22 protein-coding genes and 4 pseudogenes are annotated in these 26,361 nt (G+C 58.2%); 13 read left to right on the forward strand and 13 right to left on the reverse strand.

All coding sequences use genetic code 11. From position 1 onward, the window contains the following. Positions 1–139: 139 nt before the first annotated feature. The 6 genes and pseudogenes from GA0061101_RS30690 to pmtA all read right to left on the reverse strand — a co-directional run. Positions 140–1,103, reverse strand: a pseudogene (locus tag GA0061101_RS30690) (ParB N-terminal domain-containing protein); the annotation flags it as partial. A gap of 337 nt (positions 1,104–1,440) precedes the next feature. Further along, positions 1,441–2,184, reverse strand: coding sequence for an NYN domain-containing protein (locus tag GA0061101_RS30695; protein ID WP_004119790.1), 744 nt, complete (start codon positions 2,182–2,184; stop codon positions 1,441–1,443). A gap of 384 nt (positions 2,185–2,568) precedes the next feature. Continuing rightward, on the reverse strand, positions 2,569–2,763 hold the full coding sequence (locus tag GA0061101_RS39895; protein ID WP_028755183.1) for a hypothetical protein: 195 nt from the start codon (positions 2,761–2,763) through the stop codon (positions 2,569–2,571). Further along, positions 2,760–3,272, reverse strand: coding sequence for a DUF1419 domain-containing protein (locus GA0061101_RS30710; protein ID WP_210305302.1), 513 nt, complete (start codon positions 3,270–3,272; stop codon positions 2,760–2,762). Before GA0061101_RS30710 ends, GA0061101_RS39895 begins: the two co-directional genes overlap by 4 nt. Positions 3,273–3,383: 111 nt before the next feature. Then, positions 3,384–4,487 (reverse strand): DUF3991 and toprim domain-containing protein, encoded by a 1,104-nt coding sequence (locus GA0061101_RS30715; protein WP_240535449.1) that lies wholly within the window; start codon positions 4,485–4,487, stop codon positions 3,384–3,386. A gap of 1,188 nt (positions 4,488–5,675) precedes the next feature. Continuing rightward, entirely contained in the window at positions 5,676–6,266 is a 591-nt protein-coding gene (gene pmtA / locus GA0061101_RS30720) for a phospholipid N-methyltransferase PmtA (protein WP_004119780.1), read from the reverse strand. A gap of 634 nt (positions 6,267–6,900) precedes the next feature. On the opposite strand from pmtA, the gene GA0061101_RS30725 reads away from it, so the two are divergent. The 3 genes from GA0061101_RS30725 to GA0061101_RS30740 all read left to right on the forward strand — a co-directional run bounded on the left by GA0061101_RS30725 (position 6,901) and on the right by GA0061101_RS30740 (position 9,627). Further along, entirely contained in the window at positions 6,901–7,986 is a 1,086-nt protein-coding gene (locus GA0061101_RS30725) for an extracellular catalytic domain type 2 short-chain-length polyhydroxyalkanoate depolymerase (protein ID WP_004119777.1), read from the forward strand. Positions 7,987–8,564: 578 nt separating this feature from the next. Then, the gene (locus GA0061101_RS30735) at positions 8,565–9,023 is read left to right on the forward strand and encodes an Hsp20 family protein (protein WP_004119775.1); all 459 of its coding nucleotides are present in this window, start codon (positions 8,565–8,567) and stop codon (positions 9,021–9,023) included. A gap of 94 nt (positions 9,024–9,117) precedes the next feature. After that, positions 9,118–9,627, forward strand: a complete 510-nt coding sequence (locus GA0061101_RS30740; protein WP_004119772.1) for an Hsp20/alpha crystallin family protein — start codon at positions 9,118–9,120, stop codon at positions 9,625–9,627. Positions 9,628–9,757: 130 nt separating this feature from the next. Here the strand turns inward: GA0061101_RS30740 and GA0061101_RS30745 are convergent, their stop codons facing one another. After that, positions 9,758–10,474 (reverse strand): hypothetical protein, encoded by a 717-nt coding sequence (locus GA0061101_RS30745; protein ID WP_004119769.1) that lies wholly within the window; start codon positions 10,472–10,474, stop codon positions 9,758–9,760. Positions 10,475–10,967: 493 nt separating this feature from the next. Between GA0061101_RS30745 and glmS the strand changes: the two genes are divergently transcribed. The 9 genes and pseudogenes from glmS to GA0061101_RS30785 all read left to right on the forward strand — a co-directional run. Continuing rightward, positions 10,968–12,794, forward strand: a complete 1,827-nt coding sequence (gene glmS, locus GA0061101_RS30750; protein WP_004119766.1) for a glutamine--fructose-6-phosphate transaminase (isomerizing) — start codon at positions 10,968–10,970, stop codon at positions 12,792–12,794. A 71-nt stretch (positions 12,795–12,865) separates the two neighbouring features. Continuing rightward, on the forward strand, positions 12,866–13,396 hold the full coding sequence (gene msuE / locus GA0061101_RS30755; RefSeq protein ID WP_004119752.1) for an FMN reductase: 531 nt from the start codon (positions 12,866–12,868) through the stop codon (positions 13,394–13,396). A 424-nt stretch (positions 13,397–13,820) separates the two neighbouring features. Further along, entirely contained in the window at positions 13,821–14,894 is a 1,074-nt protein-coding gene (locus GA0061101_RS30760; protein ID WP_004119747.1) for an efflux RND transporter periplasmic adaptor subunit, read from the forward strand. Further along, complete coding sequence (locus GA0061101_RS30765; RefSeq protein WP_004119743.1) at positions 14,894–18,064, forward strand: efflux RND transporter permease subunit; 3,171 nt, start codon at positions 14,894–14,896, stop codon at positions 18,062–18,064. The genes GA0061101_RS30760 and GA0061101_RS30765 overlap by 1 nt, the downstream gene beginning before the upstream one ends. 166 nt (positions 18,065–18,230) lie before the next feature. Next, positions 18,231–18,565: pseudogene (locus GA0061101_RS30770) on the forward strand (type II toxin-antitoxin system RelE/ParE family toxin). A 150-nt stretch (positions 18,566–18,715) separates the two neighbouring features. Continuing rightward, entirely contained in the window at positions 18,716–18,925 is a 210-nt protein-coding gene (locus GA0061101_RS38995; protein ID WP_135488292.1) for a hypothetical protein, read from the forward strand. A 143-nt stretch (positions 18,926–19,068) separates the two neighbouring features. Further along, complete coding sequence (locus GA0061101_RS40410) at positions 19,069–19,665, forward strand: aminotransferase class I/II-fold pyridoxal phosphate-dependent enzyme (protein WP_092576572.1); 597 nt, start codon at positions 19,069–19,071, stop codon at positions 19,663–19,665. Continuing rightward, the gene (locus GA0061101_RS41165) at positions 19,568–20,176 is read left to right on the forward strand and encodes an aminotransferase class I/II-fold pyridoxal phosphate-dependent enzyme (protein WP_376766902.1); all 609 of its coding nucleotides are present in this window, start codon (positions 19,568–19,570) and stop codon (positions 20,174–20,176) included. The genes GA0061101_RS40410 and GA0061101_RS41165 overlap by 98 nt, the downstream gene beginning before the upstream one ends. Before the next feature lie 78 nt (positions 20,177–20,254). Further along, positions 20,255–20,638 (forward strand): annotated as a pseudogene (locus tag GA0061101_RS30785) (ATP-dependent DNA ligase); the annotation flags it as partial. A 77-nt stretch (positions 20,639–20,715) separates the two neighbouring features. Here the strand turns inward: GA0061101_RS30785 and GA0061101_RS30790 are convergent. The 6 genes and pseudogenes from GA0061101_RS30790 to GA0061101_RS40415 form a co-directional block, all read right to left on the reverse strand. After that, complete coding sequence (locus tag GA0061101_RS30790; RefSeq protein ID WP_004119734.1) at positions 20,716–21,039, reverse strand: type II toxin-antitoxin system PemK/MazF family toxin; 324 nt, start codon at positions 21,037–21,039, stop codon at positions 20,716–20,718. Continuing rightward, positions 21,036–21,260, reverse strand: a complete 225-nt coding sequence (locus GA0061101_RS30795; RefSeq protein WP_004119731.1) for an antitoxin MazE family protein — start codon at positions 21,258–21,260, stop codon at positions 21,036–21,038. The genes GA0061101_RS30790 and GA0061101_RS30795 overlap by 4 nt, the downstream gene beginning before the upstream one ends. A 396-nt stretch (positions 21,261–21,656) precedes the next feature. Next, positions 21,657–22,481 (reverse strand): SH3 domain-containing protein, encoded by an 825-nt coding sequence (locus tag GA0061101_RS30800; protein WP_240535448.1) that lies wholly within the window; start codon positions 22,479–22,481, stop codon positions 21,657–21,659. Between the two features lie 329 nt (positions 22,482–22,810). Beyond that, entirely contained in the window at positions 22,811–24,061 is a 1,251-nt protein-coding gene (locus GA0061101_RS30805; RefSeq protein WP_092576575.1) for an MFS transporter, read from the reverse strand. Positions 24,062–25,015: 954 nt separating this feature from the next. Next, positions 25,016–25,187 (reverse strand): annotated as a pseudogene (locus GA0061101_RS39000) (IS5/IS1182 family transposase); the annotation flags it as partial. 318 nt (positions 25,188–25,505) lie between these two features. Beyond that, positions 25,506–26,000: a hypothetical protein gene (locus GA0061101_RS40415; RefSeq protein WP_240535447.1), complete on the reverse strand. Its 495-nt coding sequence runs from the start codon at positions 25,998–26,000 to the stop codon at positions 25,506–25,508. A gap of 91 nt (positions 26,001–26,091) precedes the next feature. Between GA0061101_RS40415 and GA0061101_RS39600 the strand changes: the two genes are divergently transcribed. After that, the gene (locus tag GA0061101_RS39600) at positions 26,092–26,268 is read left to right on the forward strand and encodes a hypothetical protein (protein ID WP_154660805.1); all 177 of its coding nucleotides are present in this window, start codon (positions 26,092–26,094) and stop codon (positions 26,266–26,268) included. Positions 26,269–26,361 lie beyond the last annotated feature (93 nt).

Raw genomic sequence — 26,361 nt, forward strand, 5'->3', positions numbered from 1 at the left:
CCGGTTCAGACCGCAGCAAAACGAAGGGCAATCCGGCATGGGGAGGAAGGTGACGTCCTCAAATCAACGACAGGCGCTCCCACGAAAGGCTGGTGGCGCCGAGGCTGCGCTCGCCCTCCTTGCGGATCAGCCGGCCTCGGCTGTTACGGGCCTCCTCCGCCCCATCAGCTGCCGGGCCGGTCTGACCGGTGGGCTTCCTGACCTCCGGCATCCGGCAGTGGACGCTGTGCACCTTGCCCTCGCGATCGCGGTACAGTCGCCTTTGCCTGGCTTGCCGTAGACGCGTTCGGCTTTCTTCGGCAGGTCCGGCTGGCCCCAATTGTTGACTTCGACGATGGTACCCTTCTTCGGCACGTTGCTCGCCATCCATTCCTGCTGGGCGCCAAGCAACTCTTCGACATTGGTGGTATAGCGATTGTCCTCATCGGCAGGGCCGAACAGGTCCTCCGCCCACTCGATCCCATAGGCCTGGCGCAGATCGTCGCCGAAGCTTGCATCACGTGCATACATACGGGTCTTTGTGAGACCGTTGGCGATCTGCCACCAGGCCGCCGTTCGCCTTTCTTCGGCTAGTGGGCCTTCCAGACCTCTTTTTGCTCGTCGTGCGAGGCGGCCGCAATCGTTCTGAGCCGCTGCTCGTTCGGCATATCGCCCTTGGCTATCTGATCGAGCATGGAGGGCAAGAGGTTTGCGAGCAGACGAAGCTTGCGGATCTGGCGGACGGGAAAGGCAAGCGCTACGGCGACCGCCTCCTCGGTCCAGCCGAGCGCGACCAGCCGCTCGATGCCGCGCATTGATCGATGGGATTAAGGCACAAGCTATATTCTCGGTCATCGAGCGCATCGCGCCGTTGTCGTTGGCCACCGCGACCACGACCACGTCGATTTCCTCGATACCGGCGGCGATCGCCACACTGGTGGGGCGGTGACCGGCTTCGATGATGTAACCGTTGCCGCCGGCTTCCGGGAAATGACCGGCGCTGGATCACGCCGACGGCCTTGATCGTCGCCAAGCAGGGCGTCGGCCTGGGGCGTCGACTTCGACTGGCGCGTGTTGTCGGGGTCGTCCTTTAACGCACGCGGATCGACCTTCATCAATTGCATGGGATATTCCTTTTCGAGGATTGGACAGGCCTCTGCCTGTCCTTCGCGTCTTCATTCCTTCCGAAGACACGACCCGAAGCGCGGAGCGGGCAGCCGGGTGCAACTGCGGCCGAGCATCGCTGCCGCGAAGGACGAGCGGAGCTGACAGCCCTGCGAGGACCAGTGGCCGCCATTGCGAGCGGCGCGGTTGAGCGTCAGCGACGCCCGGCTACTCGATCTGCGAGTAGTCTTCCTCCATCTTTTCTTCCATTTCCATTCGCCTATCCCTTGCTCTCTCACCACAAAGCTTGGAGGATGCGGCGAACCAAAACGTGCTGATGGAGACCCGTACTAAACGTCACTTGGCGCTTTTCTTGGCAGAAGGTTGTTTGACGCGGATGCGCAGAGGTCTGCTGTCCGAATGGTCTATCTCGAACGCATTTGTCTTCTTCACGAGGTCGCTGAGCTTCCTGAATCCATATGTTCGGGGATCGAAGTCTGAAGAGAGGTTCGCAAGCTGCGTTCCGACTGCGCCGAGCGGCACCCAACCATCCTCACTCTCCATCTGCGCGATGACCTTTCTGATGATCGGCGCCGCTGCACTTGGCGGCTGGAGCGAAGGAGTTGCCTGAGTAGCATCGCCACCATTTGTAGGCGCTGAAGAGAGGAGGTTTTCAGTGTAGATAAACCTCCGGCACGCCTGGCGGAAGCTTTCGGGCGTTTTCTGCTCGCCAAAACCGAACACATCGATGCCTTGCTCACGGATCCGAGAGGCGAGGCGTGTAAAATCGCTGTCGGAGGAAACAAGGCAAAAGCCGTCGAAGCGCCCGCTGTGGAGGAGGTCCATGGCGTCGATCACAAGTGTGATATCAGAGGCATTTTTACCGGTCGTGTAGGCAAATTGCTGCTGCGGAATGATCGCGTGCCTGGCAAGGACGTCGATCCAGGCTTTCGAGCGAGCGTTTGCGAAGTCACCGTATATGCGTCGGACGCTCGCCTCGCCGATTTTGGCTATTTCCTCGAATAAGCCGTCAACGATCTTGGCCGACGCATTGTCAGCGTCAATTAGTACAGCAAGTCGCGGTGAACGTGTTTCAGGCATTCGATAGCTCCAATCTGTCCTAATGGACCGAAGACCACAAGATGGACAAGGGGCCCATGCCTCACAAGCCCGAAAGTGTCAGATGCTATCGGACCACGCGCAGTTTGCTGGCAAGGGGAGTCGCGTCAGGATCGTGCGCGGATAAATCGTCGGATGACCTGAACAAAAAAAATGGGCCAGCGAAAACCGCGGCCCATGAAGCGTGAAGGTCAATAAACCTCCAGAGGGGAACAGCTGCTGCGGCGGCACTGGGAGGAAATCCGCCATGTGCATCAGCTGTGTGCACTATGATTAATTTTTGATCGGAAGGAAAACATTTATTGTGCAATGCAGCTATGCGCGTGCTGCACCGCCACGGACGACCCATCGAGACGGGCTTGATCGTCAAGCGGCGTCAGACGTCCCCGCCGTTTCCCCGCGCGCCGCGGTCGCCAGGACCTCATCGACCTCCCGAACCTGTTGGCGCTTGTCGGAAAGGTCGTCCGCGAACGCGAACATGCCGCCGTCGCGCGAGCGATAGGAGACAAGACCGCCGCTCGGCCTCGTGCAAGCGATACCGATAGCGCTCCTGCGCCTCATCGACACCGTCGAGCGCATGCTCGAGCCGTGAAACCGCGCCGAGCGGCGTCATGGTGACGGCAAGATCGAGCTCCTGGGTTGCGCCGGTGCGCTGCAGCAGGGTTGTGTAGTGATAGCCGTCGATTGCGGTAACCGCCATACGTCGCGGCATCGGCGCTGCCGCGCGCAACCAGGTCGCGCACAGATGCGATCGGCGCGGGGAGGTGGCGCAGTTGGACCGGCAGCTTGGCGGCGACTTCGTCGTACACCTTGTCGGAGAGGTCGCAGTAACCGTGGAAGTAACGGATCGCCTCGTCGATGCGCAGCGCGAAGAACACGTATGTCACCGAGCCGGTGAGGAATTCCCGCATCGCGAACAGCGAGCCGCGGATCCAGAGCGGCGGCAGGATCTCGAACATGTAATCGTGCTCGGCCTCGGGGATTTCGAACCATTCGCCTGCATAGAGCGGAGTTGCGTCACGGTCCCGACGATCGGGTCGCTGGACGTGGCGGTCGAACGTGGGAAACATCTGCTGGCGGCTTGCGACGCCCTGAAACACTTGCGGAGGGAAGAGGCCATTTGCGGCTCCTTGCGCGGGCGGACCAAGCGCGGCTCAGTCCTCTCGACCCTGCCATCTTCTTCAGTCCTTCGTGATCCGTTTCCTGCCGCCGGCATCGCGACCTCCCGCATCCAGGGCTGGCTTTAGCCGGGAGAAGCCTCCCTTGACGCGGCCGGCTCGCCTGCGGCACGCCTCTTCCTCTTTCGCTTCTTCCTCCAATTTCTGTTTCTCGCTGCCCCGCTTCGGGCGTAGCTTCTGAACTTCGTTCCAGTCTTCTTGTGACGGGCGAAGTCGCATCCAGTCGCATCCCGCCTCCTCGGCAAGTGCGCGTAGTCGCTCGGCAAACATCTCGCCTTGTGGGTTGGCGTCGGTGGCAGCGACAAGCTGGACGTTGGGGCCCGACGCAAGCCTGCGGAGTGCCGCGGCCGTGGTCGGCGACCAGCCGCCGCCGGTGCTGAGGTAGAGTGTGCCGTCTCGCAGGCCCTCGATTGCCGCAAGGCTCATCGCGTCGATCGCAGCTTCCGTGACGGCCAGTCGCACCGCTGCACGCGACCCCAGACGAAAGAGAACCTTCGTTCCTCCCGAGGCGAACCCGCGGTATTGCGGACCGCGCGCCTCCCAGCCTGTGACACCGCCTGCCTCGTTCGTATGGGCGGCCCACATGGTGCCTTGCGGACCTTCGCGAAGAAGGTTGCGTTTGATCGCCGAGCATAAAAGAACCGTCGGCAGGCAACGCACGTCCTGCAGGTACCGCCATGTTGATGAACCCCGCCAGGGGCGGCGGCGCGCCTGCCAGCGATCGCCAAGCGGAAGGTCGGATTGGCCGTCCGGAATGCCAGGCTGCCACTCAGCCTTGGAAATATGGAAGCCTATGAGGTCCGCGACCTTTGCGACGCATGCCGAAAAGCCAACACGGTCAAGGTGCTCGACCAATCCAAAGATATCGCCTTTCGCATCGCTGAGCGGATCGAACCATCCACGCCCTCCATGCGTCACGATGATGATCTCACTGCCGCGGCGGTACTTGACCGCCCGCCGGGTGCTTTCCTTGACGTCAATGGCAAACCCGTTCTTATCCAGCACGGCGGCGCAGCTTACCTTGTCGCGAAGCGATTCTATTTCTCTTCTCTCCATTTTCCTTCCGATCGCGAAAGCGATCGCCTCCTGCTCGTCAGTTCTATTCATCGGCCACTTCAGCGGCCGCGAAGAGCAAAGGACGCAAGGGCGCGGCTGGCAATTTGGTGAATCGTGCAAGGTCGACCGCGGCGAAGCCTCCCTTGCGGCCTGCCGCTCGCTAGCGGCACGCCGCAGGCCATGCCGCCGGCTCAATGCCAAGGCGTGTATTCATGGACGATCTCAAGATCGTTCATCGGCGTCGATTGCGTCGGACGGCAGGACGCCGTTATCCGCCGTCGACGGAGAAGAGGGTGACCGGGACCATCAGGTTGCGGGAGAGCTGGAAAGCGTGGGACTGGGCGAGTGAGAGATTCGTGCGACATGTGAGTGGTTCCTTCGGAGCGGCCCAATTCCCGCTCGATCACTCCACAAAAGGCCCGCCCGGGGAGGGCGCGATCACCGCTGCGCGACGCGGAAGCGGCCGCAGCATGGCTAGCGGACCGCTCGCGGGTGGAAGATCCGGAACCGGGCCAGGACTCCATCAACAGAGAGCGGGATTGGACTGGTTAGGGAGGTGCCTCACGCAACGACGCTCGACTGCATCGACCAGGTCACGATCTGCGGCCTGCGGTCTCGAAATGCCGGGCGGATTTCATCGGCCGCCTGCCTGCGCGATGCCATCGTATCGACCGGCTTATGGCATATTTGAACTCGGTGATTCCCCTGATGAGAGAGGATTGAGATAGCCAACGATATCAGCATCGGAATGTCTTTGTTCTTAGCTTAGAGGATGGCCGGGAACAGAGGTTGCCGACTTCTATGAGGCCGCTTTTGGTGCCCAACAGATCGACTTTTGCAATCTGGATGGCGCTTTGGCGGGCTTTGCAATGCGCTTTGGCGCAATGCCCGTTGCAGTCGCTGGATCCAATCCCCGGCGCGAGCAACACCCTTCTTACGGCGGCCCTTTTTCCCGAAAGCGCTGGGCAGTCAGCGCCATTTTCACGATCAACGTGATGACATTGAGCAAACCGCCGGCGCGGTGTGACTGCCGGAGCGATTGTCCGCGATGAGATAGAGACGGACATTTCTTGGCCGCCGCGAGGCCTCGATCTTCGATCGTTCGGCCCGCTCTGGGCGCTGGTCGAACGAAGGGCAGCGCGCGTCTGGAAAGCCGCCCAAGCGCTTTCCACATCGGTCGCGTTCGTCATCAGCCCAGCGATCAAAACTTTTCGATCAATGTTTATGAGATGGCCGAGGTCATCTCGTCTTTCGGTAGGTCCAAAGTTGTGCCGGCGGAATGTTGCGCATCATGAAAGCCAGATGACGGACCTCGTATCCGGCGGGAAGCGCGACGACTGGAGAGAGCAATCCATAGGTGATTTGGACGACGGGCCGCCCTGTCGGAATCCGTTCGAGAAGATCGAGGATCAGCGACAATCGCTTTGAAGGCGGCAAATGAAGGAGGGGCACAGCGGAGATGACGCAGTCGAACTTTGCACCTCGCTGAGCGCCCAGAACGAGATCCAGCGCAAAGGCGTCTCCACATCGAACGTCGACCTCGGGAAACTCCTGCTGAAGATGCCGACAGAACTCGGGCGAATACTCGATGGACAAGAGCTCCTTGGGCCCAACGCCGCGCGCCAGGATCTGTTTTGTGATTACGCCGGTTGCCGGACCCAGTTCAAGGACAGGAAGGCTGGAGAAAGGATCGATAACGCTTGCCATCTTCTTTGCCGTCGCAACGGAAGTGGGCGTTATGGCGCCTACCGCTGTGCGGTCGCGCTTCCAGCCCTTCAGGAACGCGATCTCATCCTTGAACTTCAACCCCAGCCGCTGCCGCACGCCCATTTTGCCTCCGCTTTGACACCCGATCAGAATCATGGGAGCGACAAACACCGTCAAAATGCGACAAATGCAAGCCCGGCGGCGGCATTTTCAGCTCAACATCGCCTTTTGCTCATAAAAGAAACCCGCGGCGAGCACCATTCACTACCAAGCCACGCCCTTTGGGCGCCTTGGTTCTCCGGTTCAGACCGGCATACTTCGAAAGAAATGCCAGCTTTACCATATTCTCGGGAGTTCCATCACAGTTAAAGCACACTCACAATGATCGCTGAGGGCTCCCCGATCAGGCTGTCAACGAACCAATCAATTCGTCACGTCTCCAAAAGCGAGCGACATACGATTTTGTCGGAATACGTCGACGCGGCGCACGGGCGAGGAGCCATGCCCCGACATTTTGATGATATGCCGTTTTTGGTGGCATGAAATTTGTACGAAATCAGTCGTGGAGGAATGCACCACGACATTCGATCCGAGGTTGGGCATCTTCTATGTTTAGCAGCGCGGCAACAATTGCAATCGAATCTGTGGCTTTCGGCAGGGGCAGTGAACCGCATGCGGCACGAAAAGCCTCCTCTGACAATCTGGTCGCAAATTTAAGGGCGCGACCAAAGCTATTCCCGCAAAGGGGTATGAGGGTATGAGCGCAAAGATTTTTCCGGATTGGAAGAAAACCAGGTTTTGTAGCCTGGTTAAACGAATTGTCACCGCAAGTTTCAGCCTGCTGCTGCTGACCGGGGTGGCACAAACCCAAGCGCTGCCAAAACTGAAGATCGATCGCAACGCGATCTCGGTGTCGGGCCTATCATCGGGAGCGTTCATGGCCTCGCAGTTGCAGGTCGCGTATTCATCAAGTTTCATGGGAGCCGGCATTGTCGCTGGTGGACCTTATTTTTGCGCTATGGGCAATCTCACCTATACGGGAATCTGCATGGGCCAAGTGCCGCGCGTTCCTCCAAATCCTGCGATGTTGTTCGCTGCGGCGGAAACGTCTTCGCGGATCGGCGCCATCGACCCGCTTTCCAACCTTGGATCAAAGAAGATTTACATTTTCAGCGGTACGGCCGATACGATCGTCAAGCAAAGTGCCGTCGATGCTAGCGTCCAGTTTTTCAAATTGGCCCGAGTTCCCGATTCAAACCTCGCCTATGTCAGCAATTACCCTGCCGGTCACTCGTTTGTTTCGAAGGTCTTCGGGAATTTGTGCCCGACCAACGCAACGCCGTACATCAACGAATGTGTGAACGATCCCCCAAATACTGCCAACGACAACAATTACGACCAGGCTGGCGCGATTTTGCAGTTCATCTATGGCAAGCTTAACCAGCCGGCCGCCAAACCAACTGGGAAGTTGAGGGCGTTCGACCAGAAACTCTACGGGGCCGCCAACCCGGTGTCGAGCATGGCGGATGTGGGGCATGTCTTTATCCCCGACAGCTGCGGCAAGCCTAGGGCCAACTGCAAACTGCATGTTTCCATCCATGGCTGCCGCCAATCGCAGCAATCGATTGGGGACGATTGGTATACCAAGCTCTATCTGAATAACTGGGCGGATACCAACGGTATCATAGTGCTGTATCCGCAAGTCAATAAGTCACTCCGGAGGCCGTATAATCCCCGGGGTTGTTGGGACTGGTGGGGCTTTACAGGCAGCAACTATGCGATCAAGGGTGCTGTCCAAATGGACGCCATTATGAAGATGATCGCTGCTCTGGGCGCCCTCTGACGGCGAAGCGCCAAGACACCTGCAGTTATCGCCGTGGCGACATCCGTTCTCCTTGGGTGGACCGAGTGTTACCACACGCGGGCATCATAACCGCGTTGCGCCTTGGGGCCGAGCTTAACCTTGACCATATTGGCGAGATTCGACGCCCTACGGCATCTTCTCCCGAGCGTTCGAAAGGAATTTCACTTCAGATTACCATCGTTCGAGAGATCGAACGTGACGACCTTCTGCGCATGGACAAAGAGGTTCTTATGAGTTTCTACGCGCGGCATCGGAATGAAAATGACGCGCGAACTGTAATCCATTTGGCATCGCGCCAACCTATCTCGGTTTTGATTTTTGCGGTTTTAACACGATGGTGAGATTCCAAAGCTCTCGAACGTCTAGATTTCTAACCGTATGAACTTATAGTGATTGTTTGAGTCACTCCCGCTCGAAAAGTCTTGCGCGCCCTCTTGACCCTACCTCGCTAGCTACCCATTTCATCTGTCGTCGACGCCAAAAAGAGTCGACTACGTCAGGGGCGCCGAGCTTCTTGGCGTTCCTCGTATCTATGTTGCTCCGTGGAGGATGTAGCTATGAGAACAAACCTCGATCTTACCCCTTTCTATAGGTCCAGCATCGGCTTCGACCGCATATTCGATCTTCTCGAAAATGCCAGCGTTAACGCCGACAAGTGGCCGCCTTTCAACATCCTAAAACTCGGCGAAGACACGTATCGCATCGCGATCGCGGTGGCAGGTTTTGCCGAAAGCGAACTGACGATCACCCACGAGGCAAAAATGCTCGTGGTGAACGGCGCGAAGTCCGAGGACGACGAAGCACTGTATCTGCATCAAGGCCTTCCCGTAAGGTCGTTTGTGCGCAGATTTGAGCTGGCTGATCACGTGATCGTCGAAGGAGCAAAGCTCGAAAACGGGCTACTCCTCATCAATCTCAAGAAGGAAACACCTGTGGAGATGAAGTCGCGTCGGATTGCCATCCAAGCCGAGACTGCCAAAGCCGCTTCAAAGCAGATTGAGGGCGCCAAAGCCTAGCGTGATGCGCACCTGCTTACTCCTCGGCTGTTCCCGAACCGCCAAGGACGTCATCGCACGACAGGAGAAAAAAACCGAAGAAAGGATGATAGTCATGAGTGTACGTGACCTGATCCCATGGAGCCGTGGCAACAGCCAGGTTCCGAACGTCTATCGTGGCGACGACATAGACCCGTTCCTGTCGCTTCACCGCAATGTCAACCGTCTGTTCGACGAAGTCTTCCGCAGTTTCGGTCCGCCATCGTTGTTTGGTGGCACATCGCCGATTGGCGCCGAGTGGCCGCACGTAGAGATCAAGGAGAATGACGACGAAATCCGAGTGATAGCGGAAATTCCGGGCATCGATCCAGAGGATATCGAGTTGCTGCTGAAAGACGGCGTGCTTACGCTTCGTGGTGAAAACAAGTCCGATACCGAGGACAAGGATCGCGGGTTCAGCGAGCGTTATTACGGACGCTTCGAACGGCGACTGGCTTTGGGTCGCCAGCTTGATGAGAGTAAGGTCGCCGCAACGTTCAAGAACGGCCTTCTTACGGTGACGCTGCCGAAGACCGAGAAGGAGCGAGCCAACGTCAAGCGGATCGCCATCGACAACACCGAATAATACCGACAGCTGCAAGCTCGCCGGGTACAAACGCACCCGACGAGCTTCGGCAACGGCGACGCTGTCTTACGGTCGCGATCGAAAATACCATCCCGGGCGCTGCGCTTTTGGTCGCAGCGCCAATGGGCACTTAGTGGGTAAGCAGAGGTGGAGGCGGGAAGTCCAATACATTGCTCGTATAGCTTTCGACCAGCGCACTGAACGGAGTGCCGTCCTGAAGCTTCAGCACTGCATGATGTTCGAGAAGAAAGGGCGGTAGTATAAGAGATCCCGTTGCGGGTGTCGGTAGTTCCTTTTCCACGTCCCATCCTTCTGGAAGAGGGGACCACAGCAAATTGGAAGATAGATTTGTGCGGGTGAATTTAAGAGATTGGACGGCTCTGCCAAAGGCAACGTCGCTCGTATTCAACGCTTTATTCATGTCCATTGTCAGCCTTGCCGGAACATACCAATTGTCAGCCTCAGAAAGGACGCGATTGCCGCAAACGAGGCGGACATGTCGGTAGGCGATGGGCTCGTCGGGGCCGACCGCCAGAAGTTCTCGGATGCGGCTATTGACGGGCTTGTCTCTCCCGCGTACCCGCTGTGCAACGATCTTAGAACCTTGCGGTGCGAGATTGTGTCCGGCACACCACCGGTCGAGCGTCAAAGTGGCACTAGCATTACTCAGGAGAGTTGCATTCAAGGTCTGGAGAATCGCAAGCGCCTCAATCCGTGCCGTTGGCGTGTTTGGCCATTGCACCGTGGTGAACGATTCCTGCGCCGATATGCTATGCGCGGCCAGCATGATCGCAGCAGCAGGTGCAAATGCGATAACCCGTATAAACTTCCAACAGTAAATTGACACGAAAAGTCATCCTTTGTGCGAGTTTGATGAGCGGTCGAGACGATATTTATTGCCAGGGAGGCTTTCCCACAAGAACGCTCGAAGGTGACTTCTAAAAGGCTGTGTGAGCGGACCTACCGTCCCGCTTTCAAGGTTTCCGTAGATACCTGGCACCAATGATGGCTGCTGAGCGCATCATGACGGACGTTACCTCTGCCTTGGGAAACCGGCCGGTTTATGTCCGAGGCGGCACCCGTCGTCCCAGCGTGAAAACCGATGCGGCGATAATCCATGACGTAAATGGGTGCGATCCAAAGAATCGATTTTTCCAATAAGTCGAGTGCCGTTAGAACGCGCTGAATTTGGCTTAGCGCGACAGCACGACGGTTTTGCCACGGAGTTCTGACGGAATGATAGCCGTCATGGCGATCAAGGAGTGAAGCAGCTTCGCTCACTCCAGACTGACGGACTAGGTGAGTGCGTTGTGGCCGATATGCGAAAACGCGGAGAATGTATGTGCGGGATTGTGGGTATTGTCGGCCATCATCCGGTTTCGGACCGGTTGATAGACGCATTGAAACGGCTTGAATATCGTGGCTACGATTCGGCAGGCGTCGCGACGATCGACGGTGGAGCGCTCCATCGCCGGCGCTGTGAGGGCAAGCTCCTCAACCTTGAAGCAAAGCTGAAAGAACTGCCCCTGGCGGGCACAATCGGCATTGGCCATACGCGCTGGGCAACCCATGGCGCGCCGACGGAACGCAATGCCCACCCACATTTTAGCGACGGCATCGCAGTCGTCCACAATGGGATAATCGAGAATTTCGCCGAATTGAAGGATGAGCTGACCGCGGCCGGCACCGAGTTCCAAACCGACACCGACACGGAGGTCATCGCGCATCTCGTGGCAAGACTTCGCCGGGACGGCATGGCCCGGCGCGAAGCTATGCATGCGATGCTGAAGCGCGTCCGAGGCGCTTACTCGCTGGCTCTGCTCTTCGAGGAGGACCCTTCGACCATCATGGCTGCCCGGAATGGCCCGCCGCTCGCGATCGGTCACGGAAGCGGCGAGATGTTTCTCGGATCGGACGCGATTGCGCTGGCGCCCTTCACTAACGAGATCACCTACCTGATCGACGGCGATTGGGCGGTCATCGACAAGACTGGCGTCCGTATCTTCGATATCGACGGAAAGGTCACCACCCGACCGCGGCAGATCTCGGTGGTGACGGCCCATATGATCGACAAGGGCAACTATCGCCATTTCATGGAGAAGGAGATTTACGACCAGCCGGAGGCCATCTCCGATACCCTTGGCCATTACATCAACTTCAGCGACAATCAGGTGGTCGCGGCTTGGCGCGACACCGTCTTCACCAACGTGCAAAGCTTGGCGATCTCCGCCTGCGGCACTGCGTACTTGGCCGGACTAATCGGCAAATACTGGTTCGAGCACTACGCACGTCTGCCGGTCGAAATTGATGTCGCCTCCGAATTTCGGTACCGCGAAATCCCGTTCTCGCCACAGGTGGCAGCTCTCTTCATCTCACAGTCGGGCGAGACGGCCGATACACTTGCTTGCCTACGCTATTGCAAGGAGCACGGCTTGAAGACCGGTGCAGTCGTCAACACGCCCGAATCGACGATAGCACGAGAGTCCGACACTGTGTTCCCGATCCTCGCCGGACCGGAGATCGGCGTTGCGTCTACGAAGGCCTTTACATGCCAACTCGCCGTATTGGCTGCGCTCGCGGTTGCTGCCGGCAGGGCGCGTGGCACCCTTACGGAGAAGGAGGAACAGACACTGGTCGCCCGGCTTGCCGAGATGCCGCGCGTCATTGGGCAGGTGCTCAACAGCATCCAACCCAGGATCGAACTTCTGTCGCGTGAATTGGCAAAGTGCCGCGCCGTGCTCTATCTTGGCCGCGGAACCAGCTTCCCTTTGGCCATGGAAGGCGCCCTGAAACTAAAGGAGATTTCCTATATTCACGCGCAAGGGTATGCTGCCGGCGAACTGAAACACGGTCCAATTGCTCTCATCGATGAGAACATGCCGGTTATCGTGATCGCACCACACGACCGCTTTTTCGATAAGACCGCTTCCAACATGCAGGAGGTTGCGGCCCGCGGCGGACGGATCATCTTGATCACGGATGAGAAGGGCGCTCGCGCCTTGAAGCTCGACACGATGCAAACAATCGTTCTTCCAAATGTGGACGAGATCATTGCGCCGATGATCTTCTCGCTGCCGGTCCAACTACTCGCCTATCATACGGCCGTGTTTGCGGGCACGGACGTCGATCAGCCGCGCAATCTGGCGAAATCAGTCACCGTCGAATAGGTCATCGTTTCCGTAAGGGACGAATGACAGAGTTTAGATGACTTATAACTGCTGAGCATTTGGAGATCGACATGCCGCAAACGAAGATATTTGGCTTCTCGGGGAACATAACACGACCGTCCACGACGCGCACATTCGTCGACCATATCGTCGGGCAATTGGCAATCAAAACGCGAGCGGTGGCGCAGTCCTTCGATGTCGATGACCTTGGACCTTCACTATTGGCGGCCAAACGGCTAGACGACCTCAGCGCTCAAGCACGCGGGGTCGTAGACCAAATGCTGGAGGCAGACGTCCTGGTTGTAGGCTCACCCACCTACAAGGGCAGTTACACCGGCCTATTCAAGCACTATTTCGATTTGCTCGATCCAACATCGCTGAGGGGCAAGCCTATCATCATCGCTGCGACGGGCGGAGGCGAGCGTCATTCGCTTGTCGTCGAGCATCAGTTGCGCCCTCTGTTCGGGTTCTTTGAAGCGCTTGCGATGCCGACCGCAATCTATGCCACCCGTAATGACTTCGCCCACGGGGAGGTGATTTCCGAGGCCATCCGCATGCGTGTAGGCCGGGCTGTCGAGGAAGCAGCATACGCAATAGGATGACCAGACGCAGCAAACGTCGGCGCAACAGGCTCTATTGTCCCACGCGAACCTTAAGAGGCGATTTAGCGGTATTCACCGCCTCGAAGACAACGTTGACTCTGTGTTTCCCTGGTCCAATCGGATGCCAGTGTCCTCAAAACGCTAGCCTCTCCCCGGCCGTAGGTGGTCTTGTTATAGTTGGCGAGTGCGCCCAATCCTGGCTCAATCCAGCAGCTGATTGGCGATCTCTGACGGAGTCGCCGACAAAAAACTGCTGCTTTGGACGGCGGAATAGCCCGACATCACTGGTGTCGCCAAGATGTTTTGAACAGTTGAGTTTTGTCACCTTCGAGACCGTCAGGCATTTCAACTTTGCACCACAACAGCCGACATTTTTGACGCCACGGTTGAGCGCGGACACCCGTGAACTGCGAGGAATTGCCATTTGAGAAAACCGTGTCTTCTACTCGCTGCCGTTCTTGTCTGTGCAGCACTCCAGTTTCCCTGCGCCAATAGCATGGCTGAACAGGCGGCCGCACCCGCTCTGACGGTTTCTCTGACGGCGCCGGCAATACGGGACTGGCCGGAGACCGTTCCCGCGAGCGGCTGGTTGAAGCCCTGGCAGGAAGCAATCATCGCGTCCGAAACGAGTGGCCTGCGCATCACCGACGTCCTGGCGGATGTCGGGTCCGTGGTCACGAAGGGGCAGACGCTGGCCCGGCTTTCGCAGGAGAGCGTGCTGGCGGACCTTCGCAAGCAGGAGGCGGCTGTCGTGACTGCCAAGGCAAATCTGACAAAGGCCAAGGCGAATGCGGATCGTGCACGCCAGCTCAGCACTTCGGGGGCCCTCGCCGACGAGAAAATCACTGGATATCTGGCCGACGAGCAGACGGCGACGGCAAGCCTGACATCCGAGGAAGCCGCGCTCGACAGTGAAAAGATCAAGCTTGCGCAGACGACTATCACCGCCGCCGACGATGGCCTCATAACCTCGCGTTCGGCCGATCTCGGCGCCGTCGTCTCCACCGGCACCGAGCTGTTCCGCATGGTGCGCCAGCAGCGTGTCGAATGGCAGGCCGAAGTATCGGCGCGTTATCTGCCGCGCATTTCGGAAGGCTTGAGCGTTAGGATCAACGGGCCGGAAGGTCACGTCATTGCCGGCAAGGTGCGGCTTGTCGGACCCTCGGTCAGCACCGACACCAGCCGGGCGATCGTCTATGTCGCGCTTCCCGCCGACATTCGTCCGCGGACCGGCCTCTACGTCACGGGCAGCATCGAGTTGCAGACCACACCGGCGCTCACCGTCCCCGAGACCGCAATCGTGTTCCGGGATGGCATCAGCTACGTCTTCACCGCCGGCGAGGACAAGCGGGTGCGACGGGTCCGCGTCGAAACCGGCCGCCGCAACAATGGTGAAGTCGAGATCGTCTTCGGCATCGATCGGTCGTCGAAGGTCGTGACGTCAGGCGGTGCCTTTCTGTCGGACAATGACCTCGTGAAGATTGCGGAGAAGAACTGATGAATTTCTCCGCCTTCTCGATCCGCAATCCCATACCAGCGATATTGCTGTTTGTGATGTTTGGATTTGGTGGGCTTTGGGCATTCAAACAGCTGGCGGTTCAGTACTTTCCGGATATGGACCTGCCGACCATCAGTGTCACCGCCACGCTCGACGGCGCTGCGCCGACGCAGCTCGAGACGGAGGTTGCCCGCACCATCGAGGATAGCCTCACCTCCTTGAGCCATCTCGATCATATTCTCACGACGATCACCGACGGCACCGTCTCGACCAAGGTATCCTTCAAGCTGGAGAAAGACAGCGAAACGGCCCTCAATGAGGTCCGCAATGCCGTCGATAGCGTCAAGGCCGATCTGCCGGCACAGATGGCGACGCCGATCATTACGAAGGCCACCGTCCAAAGCTCCGCACTTGTCACCTATGCCGTCCGCTCGACCGCTCTCAACGAGACCGAACTCTCCTGGTTTGTCGATAACGATCTGACCAAGGCACTGCTATCGGTCCCGGGCGTCGGCCAGGTCAACCGCATCGGCGGGATCGATCGCGAGGTCCATGTCGATCTCGATCCTTCGACGATGGCGTCGTTCGGCGTCACCGCCGCGACCGTATCAGCGCAGTTGAAGGCCGTGCAAGCCGACAAGTCTGGCGGCCTTGGCGAAGTCGGCGGCACGCGTCAGACATTGCGCACGCTCGGCGCCGTAGAGTCGGTCGAGGCCCTGAGGGAGCTCACTATACCGCTCGCTAACGGGCAGCAGGCCCGACTCGACGACATCGCCTCGGTCAAGGACAGCTTCGCGGAGCGCACCTCGATGGCCTATCTCGACGGCAAGCCGGTGATCGCCGTCGAAATCAAGCGTTCGAACGGGTTTTCCGACAGCAGCGTTTCGGCTGACGTTAACACGGCAATGAAAAATTTCGCAGCGTCGCATCCCAATGTGCAGATCCATGCAGTCTACAGCCTGATCGGGTCAATTCTCGGCAATTATGACGGCGCGATGCACATACTGTATGAGGGTGCGATCCTGGCGATCGTGGTTGTCTGGCTCTTCCTTCGGGACTGGCGCGCGACGATCCTGTCGGCTGTGGCACTGCCCTTGTCGGTCATACCGACCTTCCTGGTCATGTACCTGGCGGGCTTCAGTCTGAACGTCGTCACCTTGCTGGCGCTGTCGCTTGTGGTAGGTATTCTCGTCGACGACGCCATCGTCGAGATTGAAAACATTGCCCGCCACCTGCAGATGGGCAAGCGGCCGATCGATGCCGCGATGGAGGCGGCCAACGAGATCGGGCTGGCCGTCATCGCCACCACCTTCACGCTGGTCGCCGTCTTCCTGCCGACGGCATTCATGAGCGGCATACCGGGCCTCCTGTTCCGTCAGTTCGGCATCACCGCCGCTGTTGCCGTCGTTGCCTCGCTTGTCGTTGCGCGTCTGCTTACCCCCATGATGGCAGCCTATTTCATGAAGGCTCATCCGTCGGAGCAGAAGGATGGCCGAATCATGCGCGCCTATATGGCGCTCGCGAAGGCTGCCCTCGATCACCGGAAGACAACAGTGGCCGTGACTGCCGTCGTCGTTGCGGTTTCGCTTTCCGTTATCCCCCTCTTAAGAACGGGATACCTGCCAGCCGCTGACGACTCGCGGACGCAGATCACGCTCACCCTGCAGCCCGGCGCCACTGTCGAGCAAACCGACGCCGCAACCAGGAAGGCCGCAGATATTCTCAGTGAGATTCCCGACGTGACACATGTGTTTGCGGCTATCGGCTCGGGATCCTCGGGCGGTGGTGCGACGGTCGCCAGGAGCAGTGTCGGGTCTGCCGCGATCGTCGCCACGCTGACGCCGATTGATGAGCGCGACCGCAAGCAGTCGGAGATCGAAAACGATATCCGGCAGGCGCTCTCCGTCCTCCCCGGAGTGCGTGTGGCGGTCGGTATCGGCAACGGTACCAAGCTCGAGTTCACTCTGGCCAGCGACGATGCCAGTGCGCTCGATAGCGCAAGCACGGCGCTCGAGGAGCAGTTGCGCACGCTGCATGGCATCGGTGCGGTGACATCAACGGCCGCAAGGCAGGCGCCGGAAATTCAGATCACGCCCGACTTTGCGCGCGCCGCAGCGCTCGGGGTAACGTCGAATGCGATCGCCAGCGCCGTGCGCGTGGCGACAAATGGGGAATATTCCTCCGACCTGCCGAAGCTCAACCTGCCGCAACGCCAGATCCCGATCGTCGTCCGCTTCTCGCCGGAAACGCGCACCAGTCTGGATGATATCAAGACCATGCGGGTGGCCGGCACCAATGGCAATGTCGATCTCGGATCGATTGCCGATGTCCGCATCGGCGGCAGCCCTTCGGAGATCGACCGTATCGACCGCATGCGCAATGTCACCGTTTCCGTCGAACTCAACGGCCGCATTCTGGGCGATGTCAACCGCGAGGCGAAGGCGCTGCCGGCTCTCCAGCATCTGCCGCCAGGCGTTACGCTGGTGGAACAGGGCGAGTTGCAGCGCAGCTCCGAGCTGTTCCAGAGCTTCGCGCTTGCGATGGCGATCGGTGTGTTCTGCATCTATGCGGTGCTCGTCCTGCTGTTCCACGATTTCCTGCAGCCGCTCACGCTTCTGATGGCCCTGCCGCTCTCGCTCGGCGGCGCGCTGGTGCCGCTGGTGGTGACGGGCACCAGTTTCTCGATGCCTGCCGTCATCGGCCTTCTCATGCTGATGGGCGTTGTGACGAAGAACTCCATCCTTCTCATCGAATATGCGATCATGTCACGTCGCCGAGGCATGTCCCGGTTCGATGCGCTCGTCGATGCCTGCCACAAGCGGGCGCGGCCGATCGTCATGACCACCATAGCCATGGCCTCGGGCATGCTGCCGGCCGCGCTCAGCCTGTCGGGTGGGGATTCCAGCTTCCGGCAGCCGATGGCCATTGTGGTGATCGGAGGCGTGATGATATCAACGCTGCTCAGCCTCATCATTATCCCGGTCATCTTCACCTTCGTCGACGACCTGCAAAATTTGCTCAAATCGTTCAATCGCCGAGCGCTTCGACGCCATGCGACCTGCGGGCGAGAGACGGAGTTCAGTAATTTGCCAGGCGATCTCGGCGGCGATACAGGGAAATCCCTAGAGATGACTCCATCTCAGCATAAAGTCATCGAACCCACACCTTGATCGGGACTGGAGGCGTTTTTGGCAAACGCTTCTCGTTGTCGATCAAATCACGCGAATTCCAACCCTCGGCCTGTCATTGATATTGCCTCCTGCGGTCAAGTGCGAAGCTCGGCGCCTTCTTTGTTGCGGCAGTCGCGCGTGTGGATACTATGCGCGGCAGCAGATAATGCATTTTAATTTTAGCCTTTCAGTTGAGGCGGAAGAGGACATCATTGCGATCGCCGAACAAGGTGTAAGCATGTTCGGATCCACACAGGCGAGGCGATATCATGATGACTTGTTCGCTGTGCTTGACCTCATTGCCGCCAACCCGCGAATGGCACGTGAGCTGGAAGAGATTTCGCCACCGTTAGAATTCATCCGTTCGAGGCCCATCCTATTGTCTACAAGATCGAGGAAAACGGAGCAATTTTCGTGATCCGAATACGCCATAGACATGAAGACTGGACCGGCGATCCTGTCTTGGACTCACTGAGTAGACCAACATGCATCATTGTGTGAGAGGCGTTACGGTCGGGCTGTGACGCATGTCAGATCAGCTACATCGCCGTTATCCTGTGCTTTTTCTCCTGATTTTTTGGAGGAGATGGCCTAACCGATTTGCCGGACAGCAGTCTGGAGAGTTCGTTCTAAGATAACGTCGGGGACTGAGTGACGCAGCAGTTCGATTTGTTTGTTTCAAGTGAGACACCTTCCGCGAAGGCAGCTGCTTCATTGCCTGCCAAGCGCCAACGGTCAGCTGCTTTAAGTGAGGACGATATGGTGCAGCAACTCCAGGCGACCGGCCGATATCGCATCCTCAAAAAACTCGAACCGCGTGCCATCGCAACGGAGGCGCGGCCCGGATTCCCGTTGAAGTGAGGTGGCTCCTGATCGAGGCTCGCCCGGGCAAAGGAACCTTCGTTCGCGAGGGGCCCGCAAGTCCCGCCGAGGTTGTCGACCTATCTTGGCAATCTGTCGCGCTTGGAGCTGCGCGGGGAGACGGTGGTTTTTTGGAAACTTCATTGACGCTTCCACCAGCCGACGGCTTGATCTTGAGCATGGGCTACCTGCCGCCTGATCTACAGGCGTCTGGCCTTTTGGCACACGCGCTCCGTCGAGCCGCAGGTCGTGTCGATCTTTGGGATAGACTGCCGATCGAGGGTCTTCAGTCATTGCGGGCGTGGTTCGCGCGCGAGATCGGAAACGGCGCCGTGTTCTCACCCCACGATGTCATCATATGCAACGGCGGACAGGCGGCGATCACTGCGACGCTACGGGCACTTGTGCCGCCTGGACGTCCCATTCTTGTGGAGACGCCGACCTATACTGGCGCTATGTCGGCTGCCCGGGCGGCGGGTCTTGAAGTCATTCCCGTAGCCATTGACGAAAACGGAGTGCGACCGGAACTGCTGGAGGACGCCTTCGAACAGACGGGGGCCCGGGTCTTTTACAGCCAACCAACCTTCTCCAATCCTTCGGGCGTCGTCATGTCGAATGAGCGGCGAGCTGCTGTCCTCGACATTGCTGCAAAGGCAGGCGGGCGCCTTCATCATCGAGGACGACTGGGCGCGCGATCTCGATCTGGCAGGCAACGCACCGGCTCCGCTTGCGACGGCTGATCGCCATGGACACGTTGTTTATATTAGGTCCCTTGCCAAATCGGCTGCACCCGGTTTGAGGGTCGCAGCCGTTATCGCAAGGGGAGCTGCCCTGGCACGGCTGAAGGTGGCTCGCGCGAGTCAAGACTTTTTTGTTTCCGGTCCCTTGCAAGCGGCGGCTTTGGCCGTTGTCTCCGCGCCAAGATGGAAGCCTCATCTCAAGGCCGTCCGCGCTGCCCTAATCGAGCGGCGCGATGTCCTCGTCGGGGTGCTGCGCGAGGAAGTTGGGGATTGCGTGACGTTCCAGGTCCCGACCGGAGGCATGCACCTTTGGCTACGCTTGCCGGATCACGTCTGCGATGTCGCACTCGCTGCAGACCTGGCCCGGAACGACGTTATCGTTGGCGCTGGTCGCCCATGGTTTCCTGCGGACCCAGAAGGCTCTTTCCTGCGGCTAACTTTCGCAGGCCACCCCACCACTCTTGTTGAGGGCGCAAAGCGCCTCAGCCAGGCTATTAAACACAAACTTTAATCTTGGATAACGGAAGGAATAGGGGTTAGTCCGCTGCGCGAGAAGCGGCAGGGCCAGCCACGCTTTCCATTTGACCCAATGCCGGAACGGGTCGAGCCATGCCTTGCACTGCTCGAAGCCGCCGAAGGGTGCCGATTGGGTCTATGAGATCAAATGGGACGGATCCCGCTTGGCCGTCCATATCGAGCCGCAGCGTGTTCGCATCCTTACGCGTGGTGCCATGATTGGACACATCGCTTTCCATCGATTGCCGCGGCAGCAGGTGAGATCGGTGGGAACGCCATCCTCGATCGCGAGGCGGTTGTTCTTGATGAGGTAAGACGGTCAGACTTCCGTGCCCTTCAGCAGGCGCTGGGCGGTCGCGGCGGTAAACGGAGTTCGGGGGAGGCGATTTTCTACGCCTTCGATCTTCTGTACTTCGATGGCCACGATCTCCGCCAGATGGAGCTATCCGAGCGCCGGTAGGCACTTTCCGGCGTGGTACACGGGGACGCGGATGCAGTTATGCCGGGCTACCAGCACCCCGGATGGGTTCATCTTTAAGCAACACCTAAAAAAACGGCGAGCGATCTTGTGACCGCCAGGAGCGCATCATCTTCCAGGCGACCGATCGTTGTGCCAATTCTATCCCGTTTCACGGACATGGCTTTGTCCACCATCACTTGCGAGGCTTTTCGCAATCCGCTTTGCACTGTCGGCTGAATGGTTGGTCGAATGAGCGGCGCGTCGACCAGTGTGCTGGAGATCAGCAGGACAGTGATCGTTCCAGTTGCATCAAACTGATCGGCCTGGATGATTAGTGCTGGACGCGGCTTGCCGAAATCACCGCTGATTGCGACGGTCACAATGTCACCGCGCCTCACGCTTCACCCTCGTCGTCCAGGTCATCGAGAGCGGCGTCAAGGAAGTCTTGCAGACTGGGATCGGCGGCATCGGCAAGGGCTACCTGAACGGACTGACGATGGCATTCGGCGGCAAAACCAGGGCGACGAGTATCGGGAACCCATATTTGCACAGGACGCAGCCCAGCGGCGCGCAACGTCTCACGGCGCTTTTGAACTCGTTCGTTGACCGAGCTTGCCATGATCAAACTCCAATGTGATTGTTACATGTAACATAATGGGCGAGCCCCGCCATGTCAATGAGTCGCAGCAGAGCGTGAAGGTACTCACTCTGGCGGGGACAAGTTGCGGTATATTCAGGCGTCGGTTGGGAGGGGCGGGCTGATCGAGTTCCGGCGCTTGCCTGGGGCCTTTGCCGAAGAACCGACCATTCATCGTCCACAACGACTGGTCGTCAAAATGTGTCGACGAAGTGGATTGGTGACCCGACATTTTCAAAAACAAAAGAGGCAATTACCTCAGAGCGATACGGCACTGTCGCGTACGCTTCAGGATACAGTAAATGCGAACCATCCTGTGCCCATATTTGCGCCGCCCAATGTTTGGCAGATGCGAACGAATGCCAACACAACGCCCGGTCAGTTGGCAACGAGTTTGAGCCAATTCGCGTTGACCCAGCCCTTGTTCTTATAGGGCAGGGGGTGCGTTTTCGTTGAATGGCATCTCACATTGGGGGTCTCGCTCCCGTAGACGACACCGGCCCACTGTCCGCGCTGCTGGAAGGCGATGACCATATCGCCATTGTGAAGTTCGCCAAGCTGGCGGTACTGGCTGCCAGGCCCGGACCTTATTGCGAGAAAGCCGTCCCCGTTGGCTTTTAGTCCGGCAACCATGTTGCTCGAGCAGTTTGCCACCTGACCGTCTCCGCCCTCTTCCAGAATTTGGACGTCCAGGTCACCGCCCGCGGCCGTCGCTTTTTCCGTGGCAGGCTGATCGCTTTTTCCTTGCTCCGGTTTGAAATCCCTGCCGTTCCAGTACAGGGTCGAATAGCAGGTGTCGGACCCGGCGCGGCCGCAGCTACTTCCATGCAGGGCAAGCTTGATCGCCGGTCGCCCTGCGATCTCGACAAAGCCTATGCCCTGCACATAGTCGTCAAAGATGGATTTGTAACTTTTGTTGGGTTTGGCCACGAAAATCTGCGTCTCGCATCCAGCCGAACCGCAAAAGGATGAAGGCATGCCGACACATTTCAAATGAGCGTAATCAAGAATGTAATCCGGAACCTGATCGCCGTTGATGTCCTTGATGCTGACGAAGCCCTTTTCAAGCTTGGCAGGCCCTCCGCAGTCTTTCTTGGACTCGTCGATCGCCGCCTGAACGGGCTGGGGGAGCGACTGCGCCGATGCGGCGCCCGAGCATGCGAGAGCGGCCGCCGCGCTTACCACCAGAATTGCCTTGCGCATTTTTCCCTCCGGAGCAGCCGAATTGCGACGCCTCGCCTGGACATTGGTGTCCGAGACGGCGCGTGTATTGCAAGGAAACATACATGAAAGGGCGAGCGTCTTGTATCGCCTGAACGGGCGATGACCGCGCATATAGCCCAGCACTGCGCCGTCACATTGCGGAATGGACCGCGGACAGTGATCGCAGTGGCCGTAGAGTGACGAACTGCTCGAAGCTCGGCGCCACGCCAAATCCGGCGTCTACAGGCCATAAGGCTAAGCCGCTGCGGGCTGGCTCGCTGCAATTCGTGCAGATTGGCTAATGGGCTCGCGGTCCTTAGCCCTGTCTCTTAAGGTCGATTGCTCCAAGCAATAAAACCTCCGACGAGCATTAGGAATGACGTAAAAAAGAACACTGAATGTATACCGGCATGAGCAGCTAATACGCCGCCAATGGCCTGGCCGAGCACTTGACCCGCGTGCTGCGCCGATGTCGACCAGCCGAGGATCGCGCCGACGGCTTGCTCGGGGACGCTGTGGCGTATCACGCTGCCGATACAAGGTAGCAAGCCCCCTAAAACGAGCCCCATCAATATTCGCAGCCCCACCAACTCCAAAACGTTCGTAACGAAAGCTTGTGACAGAAGGAGTGCCGCAGCGATGCACATTGCGACAACGATAACTTTCCAGTGCCCGACGCGATCTGCTAGTCTTCCAAGGTGCGAGGCGGAAAGAACACTCCCAAACGCTGTACCCGAAATGACCAGACCGGCCCAAAGGGTAACATGACGATTTGGCTCGACGAGTTGCGAAATGTAAATCGCTGTTATTGGTTCAATGGACAGATTGGCGATCATCAGAAGCAAGCCCGTCGCCAGCATTGCCAAGACAGGCCTCCTGCTTGGGATCGTCGACCAACTGTTGGAGTGTTCACGCTCTGTCGTTCGAGCATTGAAATTCTCTCTGATCAAAAATGCGCTGGCAACAAAAGTGAGGAAGACTAATGCCGCAGTCAAAAAGAACGTTTCTCGAATGCCGATTAATGTTGGTAGAAATCCGCCGATCAGCGGGCCGACGAGGTTGCCCCCCATAATCCCCGTGGCCAAGAACCCCAACGCCCAGCCAATACGGTCTTTGGGAACCTGTGTCGCTACCAAAGCATATGATCCAGACGAGTAGCCTCCGAGTAGACCGGCTAAAAATCTCATAGCCAGCAACTGCCATACATCTTGAGCTACACCCATCAAGGCCATCGCTGCGACCACGCCCAAGCTTGCGCGAACCATCATCGCCTTCCGACCGTAGCGGTCGGCAAGTCTTCCCCAGAGCGGGGCAACCAGTGCGGCCGCAAGGAAAGTCACGCCGTACGCCACGCCCGAAAACTGCGCTATGGATGCTTGGTCGCTGACGCCTAATTCCCGGATATATAGGGGTAAGAAGGGAAGTAACATTGTCATGGCAACGGTCGTGGTGAACGAACCGGCAGCACAAACAATAAGGTTCGTCCTCCAATAGGGCGTGCTGCCGTTCAGATACGAGCTCGCATTCCCAAGCTTATTTCCACTGTTGAGCACTGTGAATCGCACTTCTTGCTGGGGCATATGGATTTCGGGCACACATTCGGTGTCAATGCCGACCTCGAACCGACTGCTTCGCTTCCGTGTGCGTCGAGGATTGCTAAAGACGTTATGGATCAGAAGTCCTCCTCAGTCGCGGGATAATCCGCTCTATGGCGGAAGGGATTGACCCTGTGGTCAATGCCTTCTCCGGTAGAATGTACTCTGGTAGATATCTGACATGTTGCTCTTGTAGCCCCCGGTCCGTCCGCTGGATTTAGCCGAGAAAGGAATGTTCGCCGGCAGCTCCCGCCGTTTCGCTACAGGGCTGCAAGGCTCGTGCCAAAAACACCGAAAGACTTCCTGTCAGCTTTTCAGCTATTTAACTTGAGACAAAATGAGTTTGCTCAACAAAACTGTGTCGCAAACCCGGTGCAGACGCGTCAAATGAGATGCTCCCGCCGTCTCAACTATGCATTTCGCGGACATCTTGTAATTTCCGTTGCCAGCAGGTTGTCAACGATGAAATCGATATTGTGTTCTTAGAGCGCGCACGCGAACGCGTCTCTCGTGCCGCTTGTTCTCTGTAGCATTTAGGAGCCGCATAAAAGCGGCAGAGCCGGCTGCTCGGCTGATAACAAGATAGGTTGTCATTCTTGAGTTCAGGAAGTCGGCGACACAGTGAGATCGGTGCGCCATGCTGCGGCACTCGCGAAACCAGCCAAACTTAAATCAGCAGGTTTGGAGCACCTACCGTCGCTCTGCCCCACTTCCCCAAGCATGCAGCACGCCGCGGTGTTGACCCAGATCAACGTAGCCAACCGCATTGCTGGTAATCTTAAGCATTGCTAAATCCGAAGGTTAAATGCGGAGGTGACACAATGCTAGCGGCAGCAAGAAAAGATTATCTCGTCGGCCCGTCGCGGAATGCAATCCCGTGTTTGGGGCGTTGGTGCATGGATTGGGATTTGAGGGGATGGCGATCTTTGAAACGGCTGTCTATGGCGTGGCTGCCCTACGGCGGACGGATTTCGGGCGTGCGCAAGCAAGCATGCGGTTGAGGACGGCGCAGCCGATAGCGACTTCGGTCTGCTGCACGGGAGACGATCTTGCGCGCAAAACGTTTTCCGATGATGGACTTGTATCCCCCAATGGCGGTCTCGATCAGCGAGCAACGGCTCAGCCATTGAATATCGCGAGTTGACCGAAGGCGAAACCGTTGAAGATCGCTGGAACTGCTCTATCCGCGACTGACGACCGTGGGCGCACCGCGGCGAAGAATTTCGCGCGATCCACGATGTCTTTTCCTTTTTTGGATAGCTTCGGCAGCAACCGGCATTCAGTTTGGTTTCATCGTGTGGTAACGGACCGTTGCGCGAGCAAAACGCCCCCCGGAAATTTGCTCGCGCACAATGAACCACACCCGGTTCCTCGGCCCTGCCTCACTGCCTTGAGGTGGGGCCATTTCACTAAAGACCGCTCCAGAACGTCACAGCTTCGCCGCCCCGGTGAAGAAGTCGTCGATCTGCTGGGGCGTGAAGCCCATCGCCTGAAAGCCCTCCTGCATCATCGGCGACGATTTGACGAACGAGCCGGAATATTCATAGGCGATCTGCACCGATCGGTCCTGCGTTTTCACCCATCCATCGACCTGGTCGAGAAGGCCTGCAGCGAGGAGCTGCAGTTTGAATTGGCGCGCTGAAACCATCTCAGGGACAACGATTGGCGCAACATAATCGGCGATCATGCCCCCGCCATTTACCCAATCGACTATGATCTGATTGTCCTCTGCGACGAAGAATTCCCCTTCGTCGGAAACGATACGGATGGATTTCGGATCAGATGCCGTTCGTGTGACGCCGGGAGAAAGCGTCTGGTCAATCGTATCGAGCACCGGCGAGATATCGACCGGTGTGGCCTGCCCGCGAGCGGCGCCGTAGAGCTGGTTTGCTTCAGCGTTGCGAGCATTCGTCAAGTCGGTCATTACCCGCGCCGCACTGTCGGGAGCATCGAAGCCTTCGGATATTCGATGGCGCAACGTCCGTCGTCTTCAACTGCGGCACCGGCGCTCTGGCATGTGCTCGGCCCTCGAAATCGCCCATGTGGCGTTCTCCGCGGTCGCTGCCACCGGCAAGATCAAGCCAGCGACTGTTTCCAAGGAAGGCGCCGCCTACGCGGGCGTCGAGACGATCTGCGCCGATCCATCCCACACCACCACCGTCAATGCCGTTGTGCTCGTCGCACAGGCCTAGTACCCCTCCGCAGAGATTATGACTCTTTGACTGGATAGGCCTTGTGGAGTTTTTCACGGGCTTTTTCGGTGGTGAACATCCATTGGATTTGTG

Source organism: Martinezella lusitana, assembly GCF_900094565.1.
Classification (GTDB): domain Bacteria; phylum Pseudomonadota; class Alphaproteobacteria; order Rhizobiales; family Rhizobiaceae; genus Rhizobium; species Rhizobium lusitanum.